The organism is Spirillospora sp. NPDC052269 (assembly GCF_040679435.1).
Lineage (GTDB): Bacteria > Actinomycetota > Actinomycetes > Streptosporangiales > Streptosporangiaceae > Spirillospora.
The window spans coordinates 377,677-397,720 of the sequence record NZ_JBFAUU010000005.1 but is presented as its reverse complement, the minus strand read 5'-3'; the positions used below and the strand labels follow the sequence as shown (position 1 = coordinate 397,720).

The 20,044-nt window shown below is 73.8% G+C and carries 17 protein-coding genes; 5 read left to right on the top strand and 12 right to left on the bottom strand.

What is annotated here, in order from left to right; translation table 11 throughout:
• Window positions 1–7: 7 nt before the first annotated feature.
• Entirely contained in the window at window positions 8–1,279 is a 1,272-nt protein-coding gene (locus AB0L06_RS13260) for a CynX/NimT family MFS transporter (RefSeq protein ID WP_500231202.1), read from the top strand.
• A 69-nt stretch (window positions 1,280–1,348) separates the two neighbouring features.
• Here AB0L06_RS13260 and AB0L06_RS13255 read toward each other — a convergent pair whose 3' ends face one another.
• Entirely contained in the window at window positions 1,349–2,308 is a 960-nt protein-coding gene (locus AB0L06_RS13255; RefSeq protein WP_500231201.1) for an asparaginase, read from the bottom strand.
• Between the two features lie 161 nt (window positions 2,309–2,469).
• A complete protein-coding gene (locus tag AB0L06_RS13250) occupies window positions 2,470–3,303 on the bottom strand; it encodes a beta-keto acid cleavage family enzyme (RefSeq protein ID WP_500231200.1) in 834 nt (277 codons plus the stop codon).
• Window positions 3,304–3,322: 19 nt separating this feature from the next.
• Between AB0L06_RS13250 and dtd the strand changes: the two genes are divergently transcribed.
• Window positions 3,323–3,748, top strand: coding sequence for a D-aminoacyl-tRNA deacylase (gene dtd, locus AB0L06_RS13245; RefSeq protein ID WP_500231199.1), 426 nt, complete (start codon window positions 3,323–3,325; stop codon window positions 3,746–3,748).
• 33 nt (window positions 3,749–3,781) lie between these two features.
• Here dtd and AB0L06_RS13240 read toward each other — a convergent pair whose 3' ends face one another.
• The 4 genes from AB0L06_RS13240 to AB0L06_RS13225 form a co-directional block, all read right to left on the bottom strand.
• The gene (locus AB0L06_RS13240; RefSeq protein WP_500231198.1) at window positions 3,782–4,333 is read right to left on the bottom strand and encodes a hypothetical protein; all 552 of its coding nucleotides are present in this window, start codon (window positions 4,331–4,333) and stop codon (window positions 3,782–3,784) included.
• Window positions 4,334–4,612: 279 nt separating this feature from the next.
• Window positions 4,613–5,602, bottom strand: a complete 990-nt coding sequence (gene ygfZ, locus AB0L06_RS13235) for a CAF17-like 4Fe-4S cluster assembly/insertion protein YgfZ (protein ID WP_500231197.1) — start codon at window positions 5,600–5,602, stop codon at window positions 4,613–4,615.
• Window positions 5,603–5,670: 68 nt separating this feature from the next.
• Window positions 5,671–6,087, bottom strand: a complete 417-nt coding sequence (locus tag AB0L06_RS13230; RefSeq protein WP_500231196.1) for a Fur family transcriptional regulator — start codon at window positions 6,085–6,087, stop codon at window positions 5,671–5,673.
• Between the two features lie 365 nt (window positions 6,088–6,452).
• Entirely contained in the window at window positions 6,453–6,953 is a 501-nt protein-coding gene (locus AB0L06_RS13225; RefSeq protein WP_500231195.1) for a heme-binding beta-barrel domain-containing protein, read from the bottom strand.
• Window positions 6,954–7,181: 228 nt separating this feature from the next.
• Here AB0L06_RS13225 and AB0L06_RS13220 point away from each other — a divergent pair, with 228 nt between their 5' ends.
• Entirely contained in the window at window positions 7,182–7,544 is a 363-nt protein-coding gene (locus tag AB0L06_RS13220) for a DsrE family protein (protein WP_500231194.1), read from the top strand.
• 43 nt (window positions 7,545–7,587) lie between these two features.
• On the opposite strand, the gene AB0L06_RS13215 is transcribed toward AB0L06_RS13220, so the two are convergent.
• The 3 genes from AB0L06_RS13215 to AB0L06_RS13205 form a co-directional block, all read right to left on the bottom strand.
• The gene (locus AB0L06_RS13215) at window positions 7,588–9,006 is read right to left on the bottom strand and encodes a purple acid phosphatase family protein (RefSeq protein WP_500231193.1); all 1,419 of its coding nucleotides are present in this window, start codon (window positions 9,004–9,006) and stop codon (window positions 7,588–7,590) included.
• 90 nt (window positions 9,007–9,096) lie between these two features.
• Window positions 9,097–9,825: a type 1 glutamine amidotransferase gene (locus tag AB0L06_RS13210; RefSeq protein WP_500231192.1), complete on the bottom strand. Its 729-nt coding sequence runs from the start codon at window positions 9,823–9,825 to the stop codon at window positions 9,097–9,099.
• Window positions 9,815–11,065 (bottom strand): MurT ligase domain-containing protein, encoded by a 1,251-nt coding sequence (locus tag AB0L06_RS13205; RefSeq protein ID WP_500231191.1) that lies wholly within the window; start codon window positions 11,063–11,065, stop codon window positions 9,815–9,817. The genes AB0L06_RS13210 and AB0L06_RS13205 overlap by 11 nt, the downstream gene beginning before the upstream one ends.
• A gap of 390 nt (window positions 11,066–11,455) precedes the next feature.
• On the opposite strand from AB0L06_RS13205, the gene AB0L06_RS13200 reads away from it, so the two are divergent.
• Window positions 11,456–13,090: a hypothetical protein gene (locus AB0L06_RS13200; RefSeq protein WP_500231190.1), complete on the top strand. Its 1,635-nt coding sequence runs from the start codon at window positions 11,456–11,458 to the stop codon at window positions 13,088–13,090.
• 156 nt (window positions 13,091–13,246) lie between these two features.
• Window positions 13,247–14,497, top strand: coding sequence for a hypothetical protein (locus AB0L06_RS13195; RefSeq protein WP_500231189.1), 1,251 nt, complete (start codon window positions 13,247–13,249; stop codon window positions 14,495–14,497).
• A 26-nt stretch (window positions 14,498–14,523) separates the two neighbouring features.
• Here the strand turns inward: AB0L06_RS13195 and AB0L06_RS13190 are convergent, their stop codons facing one another.
• The 3 genes from AB0L06_RS13190 to AB0L06_RS13180 form a co-directional block, all read right to left on the bottom strand.
• On the bottom strand, window positions 14,524–14,880 hold the full coding sequence (locus AB0L06_RS13190) for a DUF5955 family protein (RefSeq protein WP_500231188.1): 357 nt from the start codon (window positions 14,878–14,880) through the stop codon (window positions 14,524–14,526).
• A 20-nt stretch (window positions 14,881–14,900) separates the two neighbouring features.
• Window positions 14,901–16,685 (bottom strand): AbeC-like domain-containing protein, encoded by a 1,785-nt coding sequence (locus tag AB0L06_RS13185; protein ID WP_500231187.1) that lies wholly within the window; start codon window positions 16,683–16,685, stop codon window positions 14,901–14,903.
• A gap of 213 nt (window positions 16,686–16,898) precedes the next feature.
• On the bottom strand, window positions 16,899–19,982 hold the full coding sequence (locus tag AB0L06_RS13180; RefSeq protein WP_500231186.1) for a helicase HerA-like domain-containing protein: 3,084 nt from the start codon (window positions 19,980–19,982) through the stop codon (window positions 16,899–16,901).
• Between the last annotated feature and the right edge of the window lie 62 nt (window positions 19,983–20,044).

Genomic DNA, 20,044 nt, shown 5'->3' with positions numbered 1-20,044 from the left:
GCCCCCCTTGAGTGTCCGCGAGGACTCCGACACTCCGCCCTCGACCTCGACACCCCCGACCCCCTCGATCCCCTCCGATCCCGCCCAGGACGGGCAGGGACGCGCCGGAGCGGTCGCCGGGCTGCTGCTGATCGTCCTGGTGGCGGTCAACCTGCGGCCCGCGCTGACCGCCGTCGGGCCGCTGGTCGGGGGGATCCGCGACGACCTGCACCTGTCCGGGACGGCGGCGGGGGCGCTGACCACGCTGCCGCTGATGTTCCTCGGCTCGTACGGGCTGCTCGCGGCGTTCCTGCGCCGTCCGCCGCGTCCCGAGGCCCTGCTGGTGGCGGCGATGATCGCGCTCACCGCGGCGATCGGGCTGCGGATGATCCCGGTGACGGCGGCGCTGTTCGCCGGGTCGCTGGTCGCCGGGATGGCGATCAGCATCGGCAACATCGCGGTGCCCGGCATCATCAAGCGCGACCATCCGCACCGGATCACGGCGGTGACCGCGCTCTACACGGTCGCGCTGAGCGGCGGCGCGGCGCTCGGGTCCGGGCTCGCCGTCCCGATGCAGGACGCGACGGGCGGGAACTGGCGGGTTCCGCTGTCGCTACTGGCCATCCCGTCGGCACTGGCCGCACTGGTGTGGCTGCCCAAGCTGCTGCGGGTGCGCCGCGCCGCGGCGGCCGCGGGCCCGGCCCCCACCGCGAACCGGGACGTGGCGCGGAAGGTCTGGCGGTCGCGGCTGGCCTGGCAGATCACGCTGTTCTTCGGGCTCCAGTCGTCGCTGGCGTACGTCCTGTTCGCCTGGATGCCGACCATGCTCTCCGACCGCGGCCTGTCGGAGAGCAGCGCGGGGTTCGTCACCGCCGCGTCCAGCCTGGTCCAGATCGTCGGGAACATGTGCCTGCCGCTGGTGGCCGCGCGGCTCCGGGACCAGCGGCCGATCGTGCTGATGGTCGGGGTGTTCACGGCGATCGGGTTCGCCGGGCTGGCCTTCGCGCCGCTGGGCGGGATGTGGCTGTTCGTCGTGGTGCTCGGGCTCGGCCAGGGCGGGTCGTTCGCGCTCGCGCTGTCCATGATCGGGCTGCGCTCCCCGGACGCTGCGACCGCCGCCCAGCTCTCCGGGATGGTGCAGGGCGTCGGCTACGTGATCTCCGCGTTCGGCCCGCTGCTGATCGGCGCGCTGCGGGACGCGACGTCCGGCTGGACGGTCCCGGTGGCGCTGGTGATCATGATCGCGCTGGCCGAGATCCTGCCGGGCCTCGGTGCCAGCCGGGGCCGCGTCCTCGACTGACCCCGGACACGGCCGGAGGCGCGACCCTGGAACGCTCCAGGATCGCGCCTCCGGCCGTTTCGTCCCAGGTCAGAACAGGTTTCGGACGGCCCTGATCTCGCCCACGACCGCCTCGCCGCCATGCAGGCGGACGGTCGCCAGATCGTCCAGCACGGCCGGATCGGCGGGCTCGACGCCGAGCGCGCGCAGCAGGGCCACGGTGACCGGCGTCCGGGCCCGCATGGAGCCGTCGTCGATCTTGATCGCCCCGGCCCGGCCGTCCGCGAACGCGAACGCGTCCACGCCCTCCGCGCCGCACTTGACCAGCAGGCCCGGCACGGCGTCCATCAGCTGACGCTCCTCGCGCCGGGTGCCGGACGTCCAGGCCGGGTGGTCGCGCATCGCGTCGGCGACCTTGCGCTCGGGCGTGCCGGGACCGGCCGTCACCAGCGCCCGGAACGCCCGCGCGACGCCCGTCGCCGACAGGGCGAACAGCGGCGCGCCGCACCCGTCCACGCCGACCGCCGCGACCTTCTCGCCCGCCAGCGCCTCGACCGCCTCGCGCGATGCGACCTGCAGCGGATGCGCGGGGTCGAGGTAGTCGTCGGTGGACCACCCGGCGGCCACGCAGGTCGCGAGCATCGCCGCGTGCTTGCCGGAGCAGTTCATCCGCAGCCGCGTCCGGCCCTCGCCGCGGCGTGCCACGTCCAGCGCGACCTCCTGGTCGAGCGGCCACTGCTCCGGGCACTGGAGCGCCGTCGCCGACAGTCCGGCGGACGCCAGGATCCGCTCGGCGCCCTCGACGTGGAAGTCCTCACCGGAGTGGCTGCCCGCCGCCATGGCGAGCAGCTCGCCCTCCAGCGCGAGCCCCGAGCGGACCATCGCGACCGCCTGCATCGGCTTGTTCGCCGAACGCGGGAAGATCGGCTCGTCCGGGAACCCGGCGCGGACCACCGCCGTGCCGTCCGCGGCGAGGCCCACCGCACTGCCGCGGTGGCGCGACTCCACGAAGCCGGAACGTTCCACCTCGACCAGCACAGGCGTGGACACCGTTGTCACAGCAACCCCCACAAGTCAGACATTCTCTCCATCACTCATACCCGATGGGGTGGGGTGTGCCCGACCTCGGCCCCGGCCCGAAGCCGCGGTCTAGGGCGTGTCTCAAAGCCGGCGCCCGTCGCGCAGTAGGGCAGGTGGCTTTGAGACACGCCCTAGGAACCGGCCTCGCGGACGCCCAGCAGGACGCGGGCGTCGGCGGCGCTCATCGGCGGCCGCTGCGCGTGCCGGGCGACCTCGGCCGCCCGCTCCACGAGCTGCGCGTTCGCCGTGACCGGCTGCCCCTTGGCGAAGGTGAGGGTGTCCTCCATGCCGACCCGCAGGTGCCCGCCCGCCGACAGCGCCGCGAACATCACCGGCAGGGACGTCCGGCCGACGCCCGTCGCCGACCAGGTCGCGCCCTCGGGCAGCGCCTCGACCGCCGCGACCAGCGTCCGCGCGTCCCCCGGCATCCCACCCGGGACGCCCATGACCAGGTCGCAGTGGACGTGCCCGCCGAACGGCGCCCCGTACTTGTCCAGCAGCCGGTGCAGCGACCGGATGTGCCCGAGGTCGAACAGCTCGAACTCCGGGACGACCCGCCGCTCCTGCGTCCGCTGGTAGAGCTCCACCATGAACGGCCAGGGGTTCATGAACACGTCGTCGCCGAAGTTGACCGTCCCGCAGGTCAGCGAGCAGCCGTCCGGCTCGGCGTCCAGCACCCGCAGCCGGTGCTCGTACGGGTCGGTGACCGCGCCGCCCGTGGACAGCTGGACGATCAGTCCGGTGCCCTCCCGCAGCGCCTGGACGGTGTCGCGCAGCCGCGCGAGGTCCAGGGTCGGCCGCGCGTCGTCGTCGCGGATGTGCACGTGGATGACGGCGGCGCCGGCCGCCTCGCATTCCTTGGCCGTCTGTACCAGCTCGTCCAGGGTGACCGGGAGGGCGGGGACATCGGCCTTGGCCGACTCCGCCCCGGTCGGGGCCACCGTGATGAGCGTCGTTGCTCCCATGCAGGCAGAATGTCGTGTCATGCGTGCGGTAGTCCAGAGGGCGAGCAGGGCGAGCGTGACCGTGGCGGGTCGCGTCGTGGGAGAGATCGACGGGCCGGGCCTCATGGTCCTGGTCGGCGTCACCCATGACGACACGCCCGAGAAGGCCGCGAAGATGGCGGCGAAGCTGTGGGGGCTGCGGATCCTGGAGGACGAGAAGTCCTGCTCGGATCTGGGCGCGCCCCTGCTGGTGGTCAGCCAGTTCACCCTCTACGGCGACGCGCGCAAGGGCCGCCGTCCCACCTGGACCGCCGCCGCCCCCGGCCCGGTCGCCGAACCCCTGGTGGACGCCGTCGTCACCGAGCTGCGCGCCCTGGGCGCCAAGGTCGAGACGGGGATCTTCGGCGCGGACATGAAGGTCGACCTGGTCAACGACGGCCCCATCACCGTCCTGCTCGAGTTCTGACCACGCGGTCTCGACGACGTGGCCGGGCGGGTCTCAGGCGCCGAACCCGTAGATCATCCCGGCGATCGCGGCGGCCGTCCCCGCACCGGCGAGGATCAGGCAGACCTGGTCCGCCTGCGCCAGCCGCGCGCGGACGGCCCGCGAGTGGACCACCCCCCGCTCGCCCCCGGCGGGCGGGGAGGCCGGGCCTCCCACGGGCGGGGAGGCCGGACGTTCGTCCCCGACGGGCGTGGAGAGCGGACGGCCGTCCCGCGCCGGACGCCGGGGCCGCAGCCCGAGCAGCCGCATGATCCCCTCGTTCTTGAACGCCTGGTGGTCCGGGCCGCACGCGAAGAGCCTGCCCCGCACCGGTTCACGGCACGGATATCCCTGCTCGGTCATCACCCGGCACACCGTGGGGATCAGCAGGAACTCGTAGAGGCACCACCCGGCCAGTCCCAGCAGGGCGAGCCGCCAGGAGCCCGCGTACCAGGCCAGCAGCTCCCAGAGGACGAGACCGCCCCACCACACGCCGGGCGGCTCCCGCCGCGGCCTCCGCCGCACCCCGCGTCCGCCCGCCGCCGTCTGCACCGGCGGCGCGGTCACCGGCCGCTCCTCGGACGGCCCGGGAGGCGGGAGGGGCTCGGATGGCCCGGGAAATGGGAGGGGCTCGGGTCGGGTGAAGTGGTCGGGCGGCAGGGGCGGTGGGCCTTTCGGGCCCGCGACCCGGCGGTCGCCGTCTTCGGGCGGGCGGCCTGGGGGATCCACGGATGCGGCGACGGGTCCCACCTCCTCCGGTGAAGGCGGCCACTCGGACGGCCGCCTCTCCCGTGAGAACGATTCTGCCCCTGGGACCCGGGTTCTACGCGCCCTTCGGCGGTTCGGCTAGGGGCGGTCGGCGGCGGTCCGGCGCAGTTCGATCTTGGCGTTCGCGCCGGTGTCCGGCGGGACGACCACTTCCTGGGACGCCGCGACTCCCCCGGCCAGCAGCTCGGTGTCCACCGGGGTGTTGCGCTTGACCAGCGCGAGCGCGATCGGGCCCAGCTCGTGGTGGCGGGCGGCGGTGCCGACGAAGCCGATCTGCCGTCCGCCGGGGATCTCCACGGGGTCGCCGTGCGCGGGCAGCCGGTCGACGCTGCCGTCCAGGTGCAGGAAGACCAGGCGGCGCGGCGGACGGCCCAGGTTCTCGACCCGCGCGACCGTCTCCTGACCCCGATAGCAGCCCTTGTTCAGGTGGACGGCCGTCCCGATCACGCCGATCTCGTGCGGGATCGTCCGGTGGTCGGTGTCGAGGCCGAACCGGGCGACGTGCGCGGCGATCCGCAGCGCCTCGTAGGCCCACAGGCCCGCCGGGGGCAGGTCGCCCGACGCCAGCTCGTCCAGCTCGGCCCGCGGGACGATCCGGGTGGTCAGGCCCGCGACGTCCGGGAAGGACGGGCCGTCGCCCGCCGGGCCGGTCACCACGGCGTAGCGGTCGGAGACGTCCTCGACCTCCACGCGCAGGAAGAACCGCATCCGGTCGAGGAAGTCGGCGAGCGCGGGCGCGGCGCCGGGTTCGACGTGGATCCACACGGTCTCGCCGTCGTCCACCAGGGACAGGTGGTGCTCGATGTGGCCGTTGATCGTCAGCAGCAGCGCCTGGGTCGCGACGCCGGGCTCCAGCGCCTCCAGGTGCTGGCTGAGCAGGCTGTGCAGCCAGGACAGCCGGTCCGGGCCGGTGACCGTGAGGACTCCGCGATCACTCCGGTCGACGAAGGCTTTACCCGCTTCGAGCAGCCGTTGTTCACGGACCGGATCCCCGTAGTGCGCGGCGATCTCCTGGTCGGGGGCGTCGGCGGCGACGGCCCCGTGCACCTTAAGCAGCGGGCTCTCCATGCAGCCCAGACTATGCGGCGCGACGCCACTTCCGACGCGGGGCCAGGGCCGTGGCGGGGGGACGGGCGTCAGCGGGCGCGGCAGTCCTTGCAGCGGCCGTAGACGGTGAGGTGCTGGACGTCGGTCTCGAAGCCGTGATCCCTGTCGAGCCCGGCGGCGAGGCCGGCTGCGGCGTCCAGGGACACGTCGTTCACCCGTCCGCAGTCGCGGCAGACCAGGTGGATGTGCTGGGCCTCGGCGGCGAGGTGGTAGTTCGGCGGGCCGTGGCCGAGGTGGGCGTGCTTGACCAGGCCCAGCTCCTCCAGCAGCTCCAGCGTCCGGTAGACGGTGGAGATGTTGACGCCGCCGGCGGTGCGCTGCACCTCGGTGCAGATCTCCTCAGGAGTGCCGTGCTCCAGTTTGGTGACGGCCTCCAACACGAGCTGCCTTTGCGGGGTCACGCGGTAACCCTTCGCCCGCAGCTCCTCCTGCCACGTCTCGGCCATGCCCGCATCCTACGTCTCGGGGGCGGTGGACCGCCGCAGTGAAATCGTCCGAAAAAAGAGTTTGCCCCCCGGCCGGAGGGTCGCATAGCTTGGCGGCACGCGCGAAAGGAGGTGGTCCAAGAAATGATTCATTCTGGGACTCGCGAGGTGACTGTCCGCTAGTCGCCGTCCTGCCGCGGCGCCGTCGTCACAGCACGGCGGTGGCCGATCACCGGACGGTGATCGGCGAATACCAGGCAGTTACCCGGCCCCCGGACCTGCGCATCAGTCCTGTGCGCATCCCGCCACCCGGCGGGAACGGTCCGGGGGTCGTTCCCATTTACGGACGCCCCCCCGGACACCATTCGGCCGCCTTTCGGCGGGGTTTAGTCGGCCTTCTTGAGCTGCGCCGACAGGTGCGCCTGGAGCGGCTGTCCCATCGCGGCCATCTCGTAGACCCAGCCGAGGTCGCGGGCGCCGTTCTTCTCCGGCATCAGCCCGTACAGCCGCTTGCCCGCCTTGACCTCCTTGGCGGTGTCGGTGCGGGCGATCACGTCGGTGCCCATCTCGATCTGGTGGAAGGCGATCGTGCCGAGGTAGATCTCGATGATCCCGGTCGGGTGCGCGAGCGTCACCTCGACCTTGTTGCCCGGCTTCGGCCGCCAGTAGCCGGTCTCGGTCGCCAGCGGGCGGCCGACCGAGCCGTCCGCCTCGATCAGCCAGCTGCGGCTGGTGTAGATCAGGAACGGCTTGCCGTTGTGGCTGAACGACATCTCCTGACCGAAGTTGAACGCCTCGATCGTCGGGTAGTCGCCGACCCCCGCGCCCTTCCAGGTGCCCAGGAGGAATTCCAGCGGTTTGAGGTCGTCGTGCAGCTCAGGCTCCATGCCCGGAAGGCTACCGGCTGGAGGGCCCTCGGCTCGCCTCTGACACCGCTCCGCGGCGCGGGCTCAGCGGAGCCGGAAGAGCCGCACGACCAGCAGCAGCGCGGCGATCGCCAGCCCCGCGCAGGCCAGGACGAGCACGCCCGCGTTCACCAGTCCGCCCATGGCGCCTCACCCTAACCGTCGGGGACGTCCCCGGCTCGGAGGGCGCGCCCGGCTACAGTGCCCGGTATGGCGCGTTCTTTGGTGATCAAGGCGACGGCGGGCGCGGACGGCCCGGAGCGGGTGAACCAGGCGTTCACCGTCGCGGCGGCGGCCGTCGCCAGCGGCCTTCACGTCTCGTTGTGGCTGACCGGCGAGTCCGCCTGGTACGCCCTGCCGGGCCGGGCCGCCGAGCTGAACCTGCCGCTCGCGACCCCGCTGGACGAGCTGCTCCACGTCATCATGGCGGGCGGGCAGGTGACGCTCTGCACGCAGTGCGCCGGACGCCGCGACATCGGCCCGGACGACGTGATCCCCGGCATCCGCATCGCGGGCGCCCCGACCTTCGTCGAAGAGGTCACCGCGGACAACGTCCAGGCCCTCGTCTACTGACAGGCCCTCGTCCAGCGGCACCCGCGCGGGCGGCGGGCGCTGATCACGAGCCGAGGCCGGACAGGTCGCGGCGGACGACGCTGTTGCGGTCGGCGATCCGGTCGCCGAAAGACAGCCGCGGCCACATCCCGGACAGCTCCTGCCTGCTGCGCTCGCTCCACTCGCGGGCCAGCGGAGCGCGCGTCTTGTAGAAGTTCAGCGCGTACCCGCCCTCGTGGACGCGCAGCAGCGTGAACCCGCCGGGGTACTCCTTCACGGCCGCCACCTCCTGCTGGACGACCCGGGGCGCGAGCGGGAACACCGAGCGCCGGTTCCGGTGGGTGTGGCCCGCGTGGTGCAGCAGCACACCGGGCGTCCTGTTGTAGGCGGCGAGGATCCGCAGCGACTGGCCCGCGTCGAGCGAGTGCGCGCCGGTGATCGCGAGCGGGTCGTTCTCGGTGAAGAGCGGGTGGTGGCCGAACACGAGCGTCGGACGGTCCGGGTCGCGCTTCAGCTCGTCCTGGAACCACGCGAACTGGTCGCGGCCGAGCCCGCCCGCGTCGCCGCCGTCGCCGGGTTTGTCGTAGGTGTCGAGGCCGATGATCCGCAGGCCGTTCAGCTCGCGGGAGAAGTGGCTCGGACGGCCCTGGAAGAAGACGTCGCCGAAGCAGTCGTTCCCCTGCCAGCGGCCGGGCGTGCAGGACGGGTGGCCGTCGTGGGCGCGGTCGTGGTTGCCGCGGGTGACGAGGTAGTCGGCGCCGTGGCCGCCGAACCGGTCGAGCAGGCCCTTGGCGCGGGCGAGGTCGGCGGGGGCGGCCTCGGCGCTGACGTCCCCGGCGGCGAGCAGGTGCGTCGCGCCGCGCGCCTTCGCGTCGTCCACCAGCGCGGTCGCCATGATCTCCGGGTACGGCGGGTGACCGGGGACCTGGGAGACCCCCTTGATCCACGGGAGTGCGCCGACCAGGCCCGCGACGGTCTCGCCGAGGTGCAGGTCGTTGCAGAGCGCGACCGCGAACAGGAACCGGCCGGGCGGCGGCTGCTGCGTCGTGAAGGCGAAGATCCCGTCGCCGCGCGGCGTCCCGGCGGCGGTCCCGCCGGTCAGCGGCGTCGCGGACGCGGCGCGTCCGCGGGACGACGCCCGGTAGTAATAGGTGCGGCCCGGCTCGAGTCCGCGCAGCTCGACGTGGTGGTACGGCGTGCCGGACGGCCCGTGCGCGACCTTGGTCAGCCGGGCGGGATGCGTCCCGTACCGGACCTCGGCGTCCGCGGGGGCGGGCTTCATCCGGCCGAGCCCGTCGTCCGTCCCGGGGACGCCGGTGTACCAGGTCAGGACGGCCCCGGTCTCGGTCAGCGTGACCAGTTCCAGGTTCACCGGCGACACCGCGTCCGCCGCGAGAGCCTCAGTCGCTGGGACGAGCGAGAACCCGGCCGCGACCGCGCTCAGCCGGAGCAGGTCGCGGCGGCTCACCACGCAGCAGATCATGAACGCACTGTCGCAGCGCCCCGCGAACCCCACCAGACCCAAACGAAACCGGCCGCCCCCGGAAACGGGGACGGCCGGTGAACAGACCCGTTACGCGGGGGTCGAGCCCACGACCGCTGCCAAACGCTCCTCGCGGAGGCGGCCGGCCCAGGAGTCGTCGATCGGCTGGAGTTCGCGGCCCACGGCCCAGGTCAGCAGCAGGTCGGCGAGCGCCGGGTTGCGGACGAGCGCCGGGCCGTGCATGTAGGTGCCGAGGACGTGGCCCTGGTAGGCGCCCTCGAAGCCCTGCCCGTCGGCGTTGCCGATGCCGGACACGACCTTGGCGAACGGCCGCGCGTTCGGGCCGATGCTGGTCGCGCCCTGGTGGTTCTCGAAGCCGGTCACGCGCGGGACGCGCAGCTCGGACGCCACGTCCGAGACGACCTCGCCGACGGCGCGCTGCTGGCCGCGGAACGAGCGGATGTCGAGCAGGCCGAGGCCGGGGAGCGGCTGCCCCTCGTCCCCGCCGAACTCGTTGCCGATGATCTGGAAGCCCGCGCAGACCCCGAACACGACCGCGCCGTTGTCCACGGCGCGGGTCAGGCCGCCGTCGGCGCGCAGCCGCTGGGCGGCGAGGATCTGCGGACGGTCCTCGCCCCCGCCGAGCAGGTAGATGTGGCCGTCGGCGGGGACCGGCTCGTCCGAGCGCAGGTTGACGGTCTCGGTCGGGATGTTCCGCAGCGCGGCCCGCCGCTCCAGGACGATGGTGTTGCCCTGGTCGCCGTAGGTGGACAGCAGGTCCGGGTAGATCCAGACGATCTTCAAGCGGTCAGACGGCACGGCCGTACCTCGTTCGGATGCTCTGGAAGGCGGTGTAGTTGGCGATCACGTCGAGGTGCCCCGGCTGGACGGCGAGGATGGCCTGCTCCACGTCGTCCACCAGGGTGAACTGGACGTCGGCGGCCTCCAGGCGGGCGGCCAGGTCGATCCGGCGCTCGCCGCCGACCCAGACCGGGCGTCCGCGCAGGATGCGGAAGTCCACGTCCCAGAGCCAGGAGGTGTCGCGGCCGTCCGGACCCTGCGCGTTGATCGACAGGATCAGCGGGGACGGCGCGGGCTTCAGGACGTCGAACGCCTCCAGCCAGCCCGCCGGGTTCTTGGCGAGCAGCAGCCGCAGCGTCCGGCCCTGGGCCTCCACGCTGGTGTACCGGCCCGCGACCGACTTCACCGTCGCCAGCAGCGGCAGCGCCTGCTCCGGCGGGACGCCGAACTGCGCGACCACGGCGAGCGCGACGGCCGCGTTCGACCGGTTGGCGCGGCCGGGCAGCTGGATCGTGTCCAGCGGGAACGCGCGGCCGTGCGGGTCGTAGACCGCGCCGTTGTGCAGCACCCAGTCCGGCCGGGGGCGGCGGAAGTGGCACTGGCGGCAGGCCCAGTCGGAGTTCTCCTCGCCGTCCTGGCGGTCGAGGGGGCCGCCGCACTCGGGGCAGCACCAGGAGTCCTCACGCCAGTGCTGGCCGGCCGCGACCCACGTCACCGACTTGGCGGTGGCCGCGCCCCAGGTCACCAGGGGGTCGTCGCAGTTGGCGATGACATGGGTGTTGGGCGACTCGGCCAGGGCCTTGCGCCATTTGCCCGCCAGCAGCCAGATCTCGCCCGCGCGGTCCATCTGGTCGCGCGACAGGTTCATCAGCGCGAGCAGGTTGGCGCCGGTCTCCCGCAGCACCATGGGGACGTACTTCTCGTCGCACTCCAGCACGCCGTAGCGGGCTTCGGGCGCGGACGCGAGCGCCGACACGTGCCCGGTGGGCATGTTCGCGCCGAACGCGTTGGTGGCGACCTCCCCCAGCGGCGTCATCGCCGAGGTGATCAGCCGGGTCGTCGTCGTCTTGCCGTTGGTGGCCGAGACGAGGACGAGTTTGCGGTCCCGGGACAGCCGGGTGAGCAGCTCCGGGTCGAGCCGGAGGCCGACCTTCCCGCCGATCACCGACCCGTCTCCCTTGCCCGCTATCCGGGACATCTTCGCGGCCGTACGACCGAGTGCGACGGCCAGCTGCGAACGCAGCGGAAGATCGCTCATGAACTCCGTCTTCTCTGTTCCGTGTCTCAGCGACCTTCCCGAGGGTAGTCGGTGCCGGGCGGCGCTCGTCGTGGGTGTGATCACGTCCCCGGTTCCGGCGGACCGCGGGCGGGACGGCCGGGGCGGGGAAATGCGACGAGCATCACACGGGGTCGCGGTAAACCTCGGCGGCGGACCTTGACCGTGGACGACATGTCGTGATTCGGTGCCAGCCCCGGTGGCGTTGCGACGGTGGCCGTAGGAAGGCCCCGCGGATTCCCGTCACCGCGTACGCGACCGACGGTACGCAGTACCTTTTGTCGAGTACCCCGCGGCCGGTGTGGGGAGGTCCGCCCCGTGGAGGGCGTGGGCCGCGAGGCGTGCGAAGCGGCGACAAGCGAGGTCTGAGCGATGCAGTGTCCGACGTGCGGGTCCACCACGGCCGGGACGCTCGACAAGTGCGCGAACTGCGGAACGCCGACGGGTGCGGCGGCCGCCCAGAACCCGGGTGGCGCCGGCCACGGCGGGCCTCCCGGAATGGCGGGCGGGGGCTTCGGAGACCAGACCATGGTCGTCCCCGGTCCCGGCGCCCTCTCGGCGGGCCCCGGCGGCGGGCAGGCGCCTCCGCCCGGGTTCGGCGGCGGACAGCCCGGCATGCCGCTGTCCGCACCGCCGGCACTCGCGCCGGCGCCGTCCGGTGGAGGGGTCGGGGGTGACGTGCCCCCGCCGCCGGCCCCGGCGTGGGCGTCGTCCGACTCCGGCCCGTCCGGCGGCGCGGGCGACTCCGAGTCCACGGCGGGGTGGGTCTTCGACCCCACCGAGTCCGGTGAGCACCAGTCGGCGCCGGCCGATCCGCACCCGTCCGACATGAAGACGATCATCGCGCCGTCGCCCGCCGTGTCCGCGGCGGCCTCCCCGGCGCAGAACTGGCAGGACGGCGCGGCCGAGAACCCGGCCGAGTCGATCGTCCCGGAGTCCTGGTACGCCAAGCCGCGCCGTCCGGAGGAGCCGTCCGAGCCGGCCGGGCCGCAGCAGTGGCAGCCGCAACCGCAACCGCAGCCGCACACGGTGGCCGACCAGGGCTGGGGTCAGCAGCCGGCCGGAGGCGGCTTCCAGCAGGACGCCGGCGAGCAGGCCACCGCCATGATCGACGCGGGCTCCGTCCCGCCCGGCGGCGGGTTCGGGCAGCAGCCCGGCGGCTTCGGGCAGCAGCAGGGGTTCGGCCAGCAGGGCAACTTCGGGCAGCAGGACGCCGGATTCGGGCAGCAGGGCAACTTCGGCCAGCCCCAGGGCGGGTTCGGTCAGCAGCAGGGCGACTTCGGGCAGGGCGGCGGCTTCGGCGGCCAGCAGGACGCGGGGTACGGCCAGGGCGGCTTCGATCAAGGCGGCTACGGGCAGCAGGGCTTCCAGGGCGGGCCACCGCCCGGAGGCGGCAAGAAGGCGAACAAGCCGCTGCTGATCGGCGTCGGCGCGCTCGTCGCGGCGGCGGTCGTCGCGGTCGCGGTCGTCCTGTGGCCGACCGGCGGCAAGAGCGACGCGGCGCCGAACACCTCCAACTCCCCGGTCGCGCAGAAGAGCAAGATCAAGGTCGACGACGCGACCAAGCAGCAGGCGGACGCGCTGAACTCGATCCTCAACGCCAGCGCCGACACCAAGCGGACCCTGGTCAAGGGCCTCGGGCAGTCCCGCACCTGTAAGGACCTGCCGGGCGCGCTGGACTCCTTCCGGGAGGTCGCGCAGCGGCGGCAGAACCAGCTCAAGCACACCCAGGCCCTGAAGGTCGACAAGCTGGACCGCGGCGAGAAGCTGCGCTCGTCCCTGCACGACTCGCTCCAGGCGTCCCTGAACGTGGACAACGCGCTGCTGACCTGGGCCACCCAGTCGCAGCACGGCTGCAAGGGCAAGCCGAAGCCGGACGCGGGTCACGCGCCCGGCCGCGCCGACGCCGAGCGCCGCGCCACCAGCTCCAAGAAGAACTTCGTGGAGCTGTGGAACCCGGTCGCCCGCAAGGCCGGTCAGCCCGCCCGGCACTGGACGGGAGTCTGAGCCGGAGGACGGTCCGGGGGACCGCATCGCGGGTTCGGGGCGCAGCCGCAGGTGGGCGCCTGATCACAAGCAGGTCGCGGGCCGCACGGGGGGATCCCCTGTGCGGCCCGTCACGGTAGGTTGGTCGCGACGGACCATGACCGGTGAGGGGCTTTCATGCGGTGCCCTGCCTGCGGTAGCGACACGACCCCGGCGCTCCCCCGCTGCACCCGGTGCGACGCGCCCCTGAACGACGGCGCGTCCCCCTCCGGTGACGCGACGCGACGCGATGACGGCCGGCCGTCGTCGCCCCCGTGGCCGTCCGAGGCCGGGCCGTCCGAGCCCGCCCCCGGCCCTCAGCCGTATCCCGGCGGCCCCGCCGGGCACGAGGCGACGTACCCGTCCGAGTACGGGCCCTCTGAGCACAACCCGTCCGGGTACGACCCGACCAGATATGACCCGGCCGGGTACGGGCCTCCCGAGCACGAGGCTCCGCCGGTGCCGCCGGGTGAGTACGGCATGGGGCAGCCACCGCAGGAGTTCGGGCAGGGGACTCAGCAGCAGACCGAGCTCGACGCCGGATACTCGTCGCCGCCGACGGCCTATGACCCCGGGACGCCCGTGCCGGTGCCGCCCGCCGATCCGGGCGCGGCGTACGGGCCGCCGCCCGAGCCGTGGGGTGGCGGGTCGGGGCTGTCCGCGACGCCCCCTCCGCCGCCGGACGATCCCGGCGCCCCGGGCGAGCACACGATCACGCTGTCGCCGGAGCCGTGGGCGGACGAGCCGCAGGTGTGGAGTCCGCCCCCGCCACAGGAGCACAGGAGGAAGAGGCCGCCCTACCTGCTGATCGCGACCGGGCTGGTCGTCCTCGCGGCGGTCGCGCTCGGCATCGTGTTCTGGCCGAGCGGCTCCGGGAAGGCCGGACGGGCGAGCAGCGGTTCCCCCACCTCCACGCAGCAGACCACACCGGCGACGACGCAGGACCAGCCGTCCGAGACGCCGTCGGCGACCGCGTCCTCGCCGTCGCCGAGCGGTGACCTGACCGCACAGGCGGGCAAGGTGAACACGCTGCTGGACGACATGGCCTCGACGCGCGGCGAGCTCCAGACCGTCCTGTCGGGCGGGTGCGAGACCGCCGGGCTGCAGCGGATCAAGGGCGACCGGCAGACCGAGCTGTCCACCGCACAGGGCCTGGACGTGAGCGCGCTCGACAACGGGCAGCAGGTCAAGGACGCCCTGGTCCACGCGCTGGAGGCGTCCGTGGCGTCCAACGCGAAGTACATCGAGCTGTCGCCGGGCTGCCCGTCGGACTCCGACGTCGCGGACGTGAACCAGCAGGCCACCGACGCCAAGCGCGAGTTCATCGGCCTGTGGAACCCGGTCGCGGCCAAGGCGGGCCTGTCACCGCGTTCCGAGACCGCGATCTAGCCCGATCCAGCCCACCGGGGCACTCCCTAGCCCAGGCCGAGTCGGCCCGCGAGGGCGTGGACGGCCTCAGCGAGCGCCGCGACGCCGCCGACGCGGCGGGTGAGCCGTTCGAGGGCGCCGGACACGCGGTCGCCGTCGGGGTCGTCGGTCTCGGACTCCTCACGGATGTCGGCCAGGTCGCGGCGGGCGCGGGCGGCCTCGGGGAGGTCCGCCTCGTGCGCGTCGATCAGGTCGGCGACGCGGCCGATCGCGCTCGCCGTCCCTTCGTCCGCGCCACCCGTGGCGTTCTGGATCTGGACGCTGTTGTCGCCGGTCGAGATCTGCCCGGACACCCGGGCGTTCCCGCCGATGCGCACTCCGCGGTCGTCGCCGTGCCGCCCCATGCCGCTCTCCTCTCCTCGCGTCACGGGTTCACGCCCTGGGCCTGGTGGACGCGGGAGCCGCGTCCCGTGACCGCGATCTGCCCGTCGACGCGTCCACCCGTCATGATCACGCCCTGGTTCAGCAGGGTCTTGGCCTGCTCGCGGTAGGCCGACACGTTCACCCCGCACTCGGTCCCCAAGTAGTCCAGGAGCGCCTCGTTGACCCGTCGCTCGATCAGCTTGGCGTACTTGTCCACGTCTGTGACCTGCAGGAAGTCGTGCAGGTCGGTGTCGGCCACCAGTTCGCGGACGCTGAGCCGCGAGCCGTAGTCGTGCACGGTCCGCGCCGTCGGATCTCCGCCCGCCGACGCCGCCAGCACCCCGCCGGCCATCCCCCACACCACAGCGATCGTCCTCGGCAACGGCAGCAGGACGGCCTCGGCGAAGCCGCGCCACCCGGCCCGGACGGCCTGCCCGAGCAGGACCGGCGCGCTCCACGCCGGCAGCAGGTCCACGACCCGGAACTCGGACCGGACGGGCGGCAGGACGGTCGCGACGAACTGCCCGTACAGCATCCGTCCCTCGACGGCGAGGTAGACGAAGGTGGTGAGGGTCTGGTCGCGGTCGGCGGCGGGCGCGAGCGGGCCGCCGTCGCGGCGCAACACCGGCTGCGACGCCGCGCCCACGGTGATCCGCTGGAAGCAGCGGACCGCGCCCTGCGGATGCCGGACGAGCGCGTCCACCGCCTCGTCCCCGGCCAGCGAGTAGGGCAGCCGCGCGGACGCGTCGATCAGCGGGTGGCCACTGAACGGCCGCGGGTCGGACGCGCCCACCGGCCGCTCCCGCTGCTCGCACAGGCCCGGCGCGACCACGTGCCAGCCGGTGTTCAGCCCGACGACGCGCTCGTTGGGCGGCAGCCAGGAGCCGCGCTCGGGTGTCACGCCGTCCGGGGTGGGCGGCCACTCGTCCCGCATCGCCCGGACGCTCTCCTGGACGCGCCGGTGCATGGCCATCGGGTCTGGCCGTCCGGCCGAGTCCATCGACAGCGGGTCGCCGCCGGACTCCCCGGTCAGCGGGTCCGCGCCGGGGCGGTCGAGCTCCAGCACGATCGACCACGCCCGGGTCAGGTCGGACCGGACGGGGCCCGCGCCGACGAACGGGTTGTCACCGGAGTACAACGTGACGTTGCCGAGCTGCGCGGCGCGGATCCGCTCCAGCAGGACCTCCACCCGGGGGCTGAACACGCGCGGCCCCGGCCCGTGCGCGCCGGGCGCGAGTTCGTGGGACAGCGTCCGGAACAGCAGCGCGAGGTGCCCGAAGTAGATCAGCGAGAAGGACAGGCCGGCCAGGGCGAGGGTCGCGCGGGGATGTTCGAGCTGGAACACCGTCCAGACGTGCTGGAGGTTCCAGCCGGCCGACTCCGTGGCGCCCGAGGAGCCGCCGAGGAGGGACGACGCGACGAGCGTGATCTCCGCGTAGAGGAACGGGACCGCCAGCGCCCCCGCGGTCACGACCCGCCACGGCCAGCTCAGCGACCGCCACCGGATACGCGCGGCGATCGCCGGGGCGACCAGCACCCACGCCAGGAAGACCGCGAGGCCGGGCGCGAGGGCGAGCAGCACCGTCCAGGTCACGATGAGGAGCAGGTCGCGGTAGATCCGCAGCCGCCGGGCGCGCAGCGCGTGCCGGATCACCGGTTCGAGGTCGAAGCCGAAGGACGGCACGACGGCCCGGTGCTCGTCGCGGAGGTACTCGTCGATCACCGCCGCGCAGACGGCGCGGTTCAGGTAGACGGCCGCGCAGAGGTGCCGCGTGGTGCTCTGCATCGGGCGCGCGGACGGCGCGGGCCCGGGACGAACATGACCGAACGGCGGTCCGGCACCTTCGGACCCGGACGCGGGCGCGGCACCTTCGGTGACGGTGACCATCCGACCTCCGGCATGCGGGGAGGGGAGAAAAGTACCCATCACTCCCCGCATACCGGGAGACCCGGGGAGCGATCGTGACGAAACCGTCGCCCGGTCCGGGGACGCCGCGTGTCAGCCGGTGAGGAAGGGGAGGCCGCCGGACGGGTCCTCGAACGGCGCGACGAAGCGGTCCGGCCAGCTCAGGACGGGTTCGAGCCAAGCGTCGACGCGCATCGCGGACGCGACGTGCTCGATCTGCTCGTCCTCCTCCATGCCGATCGTGACGAGCGACAGGTCGGTGTAGAAGGCCGCGTGGTCGTCCTCGCCGCCGAGCGCCAGCAGGGCCGGCGGACGGTTCGCCGCGACCTCCATCGACAGCGGGTGGCGGCGCAGGTCGCGCAGGCGGTGGCCGAGGCGCGCCTCCGGGACGTCCCGCAGGCCGGGCAGCCGGTAGTCGAGCGGCGGCGCGAGGGCGTGCTTGTCGGGGGCGCCCGCGCCGTACGGGAACAGCCGGTCCAGTTCGTGCAGCCAGCGGACCTGCGGGATCACCCACTGCCCTCCGGGCCGTCCGCCCGCCAGGTCGTGCGCGCCGCCGAGCAGCCGCGCGCCGACCGCGGCCACGGCGGCGGTCAGGTCGGCGGGCGGGAACGCCGTGCGCAGCGCGCGGGAGCGGCGGGTGACGGCACGGTCGACGACCGTCGCGAGGGTGCACTCGCGCAGCCGCTGCGGCAGCCGCGACCAGGCGCGGCCCAGCTCGGCCGGGACGGCGGGCAGCGGACGGTCCGTGACGTGCGCGAGGACGAGCGTCTCGCCCCACAACCGCAGCCACGGCCAGTCGGCGTGCGCGGCGAGCAGGTCGGCCTCGCGCAGTTCGTACAGGGTGCAGGCGCGGCCGGAGCGGCACTCGCCGCCGCACGCGGCCGAGCGGCGGCCGTCCACCGGGGGCGGCGGGCCGGGCAGGACCTCCTCGCGGCCCTCGCCGAGCGGGATCCGGACCCGCAGCGGACGGTCCATCCCGTCGGCGAACACCGCCGCGACGCCCGGGCGCAGCGACACCACCTCGCGGGACTGGTCGGCGTCCAGGTTCATCGCGGAGCCGACCACGTGCCGGTCGTCGTGGGCGGGCAGCCGGTGCACGACCTTGAGCGCGGTGTTCTTGATGACGTCCGGGACGAGCTTGGTCGGAATCTGCTCGGCGACCACGATGCCCTCGCCGTACGCGCGGATCTCGGCGAGCAGCCCGGCGAACAGCTCGACCGCGTGGTTCGATGTCCGCTCGGGGCCGCGGTTCCGCAGGAGGCGGTGCGCCTCCTCGATGACGATCACGTGCCGCAGGCCCTTGGCCTGGCCGTGCTCGCGGGACCGCATCCGCAGGTGCTCGACGATCCGGATGATCAGCGTGCCCATGAGGAACGCCTTGTCCTCGTCGTTCGCGACGTCCTCGATGGCCAGGACGATGTTGTCGCGCAGCAGGCCGCCGATGTCGGCCGGGTGGCCGCCCTCGAAGAACCGTCCGGCCGAGCCGATCCGGAGCGAGCGCAGCCGGACGTCCACGAAGCCCTGCACGTCGGCCATCAGCTCGCGGCCGTACCCGACCTCCTGGATCACCTGGAGCGCGGCGGTCTGCAGCTGCTCCAGCGTCGGGACGGTCGGCTCGATCAGCGAGCCGGGGACGCCGCCGCCGGTCACCACGTCCCAGCCGTTCGCCTCGTACACGCGCTGCAGCGCCTGCGCCATGATCTGCGGGAACGGCTCCTCGGCGTCGAAGGCGGCCTGGAACAGGGCGCGGACCATGTCGATGTGCGCCTGCACCGGGTAGCCCGGCTCGGGCGCGAGCGGGTTCACCGACAGCGGCACCGCCCCCGGGTCGGACGGGTTGACCACCGTGACCTTCGCGCCGAGGTCGGCGATCCGGCCCGCCATCGCCGCGTACTCGGACTTGGCGGGCTCGATCGCCAGCCACGGGACGCCCGCGCGGGTCAGCTGCTCCAGCAGGTGCCGGACGGTCTGCGACTTGCCGCCGCCGGTCGCGCCGGTGACGAACACGTGCCGGTTCACGGTCGAGCGCGGGACGGCGAACCGGCCGACGACGCGGTCCTGGCCGTCCAGGATGTCGCCGAGGCCGATCACCTCCCCGGCGGGCTCGTCGCCGGTCTCGGACGTCACGTCGAAGTAGCCCGCGTCGAGGACGCGCAGGCCGGGGACCTCGCGGCGGGGCAGCCCGGCGAGGGCGGCGAGGGCACCCGCCGTCGCGGTGAACCCGAACCGCTGCTCGGCGTCCGGCAGGACGGCCGCGACGCCCGGCCGAACGGTCCCCGCGCCGAAGCGGTCCGGCGCGGTGTCGGGGGCGAGCATCTCGGCGAAGCCGCCGCTGCCGTGGCCCGACCGGAGCCGGTACGGGTGGTGGCCGAGCTCCAGCGAGCCGACCAGGACGGGCGCGATCTGCGCGAGCTCCGCCTCGGACGCGGCGCCCGCCAGGACCCGCACCCGCCACAGCCCGGCCTCGCGGAACGCGTCCAGCTCGGCGACGCGGCGATCGGCGCGGGCGACGGCCAGGCGGGCCTGCTCGTCCTCGCCTCGGCGGAGCATCCGCAGCTCGTGGTGGAGTTCGCGCATCTCGGCGTCGAGTTCGCGCTCGTCGCACGGGTCGGCGACCACGAACCAGCCGAACGGCCGCTCCATCAGGGTGACCAGGGTCGACTCGAACAGCCCGGGACCGGATCCGGCATCGCCCGTGGCGGACGGACCGGGTGGGGCGAGGCGTCCGGGACAGCGCGTCCACACCATGCGCTCGACGCGTTCCAGCCACTCCTCGCCGACCGCGACGCCCCGCGCGCCGGACGGGAACAGCAGCCCGCCGCCCGGCCCGACCGGGCCCGCGTTCGTGACCAGCTCCAGCGGCGCGCCGCCGCCCTGTGACAGCCACCCGACGGCGAACGGCCGTCCGAGCCGCGCGGCGGACAGCGCCGCCGGGAGGACGCTCACGAAGTCCCCCTCGGCGGACACGCCGCGCTCGGGCGCCGGGATCGCCTGGATCCGGAACCACGGCCCCGGCAGGACCGCCTTCGGCGGCGGCTCGTCGTACCGGTACCGGTCGTCGACGCTCGTCCACTCGTCCGAGCCGGCCGCGGGCGGGACGTGCGGGGGCGCGACGTGCCGGGACGAGAAGCTCGGCGGCGGCGAGCCGGGCGGCGGGGTACCGGGAGGGAAGGTCACCCGTGCATCCTTACCCTCCGCCCGGCGCGGACGCCACCGGCTTGACGACGCCCGGAGCCCGT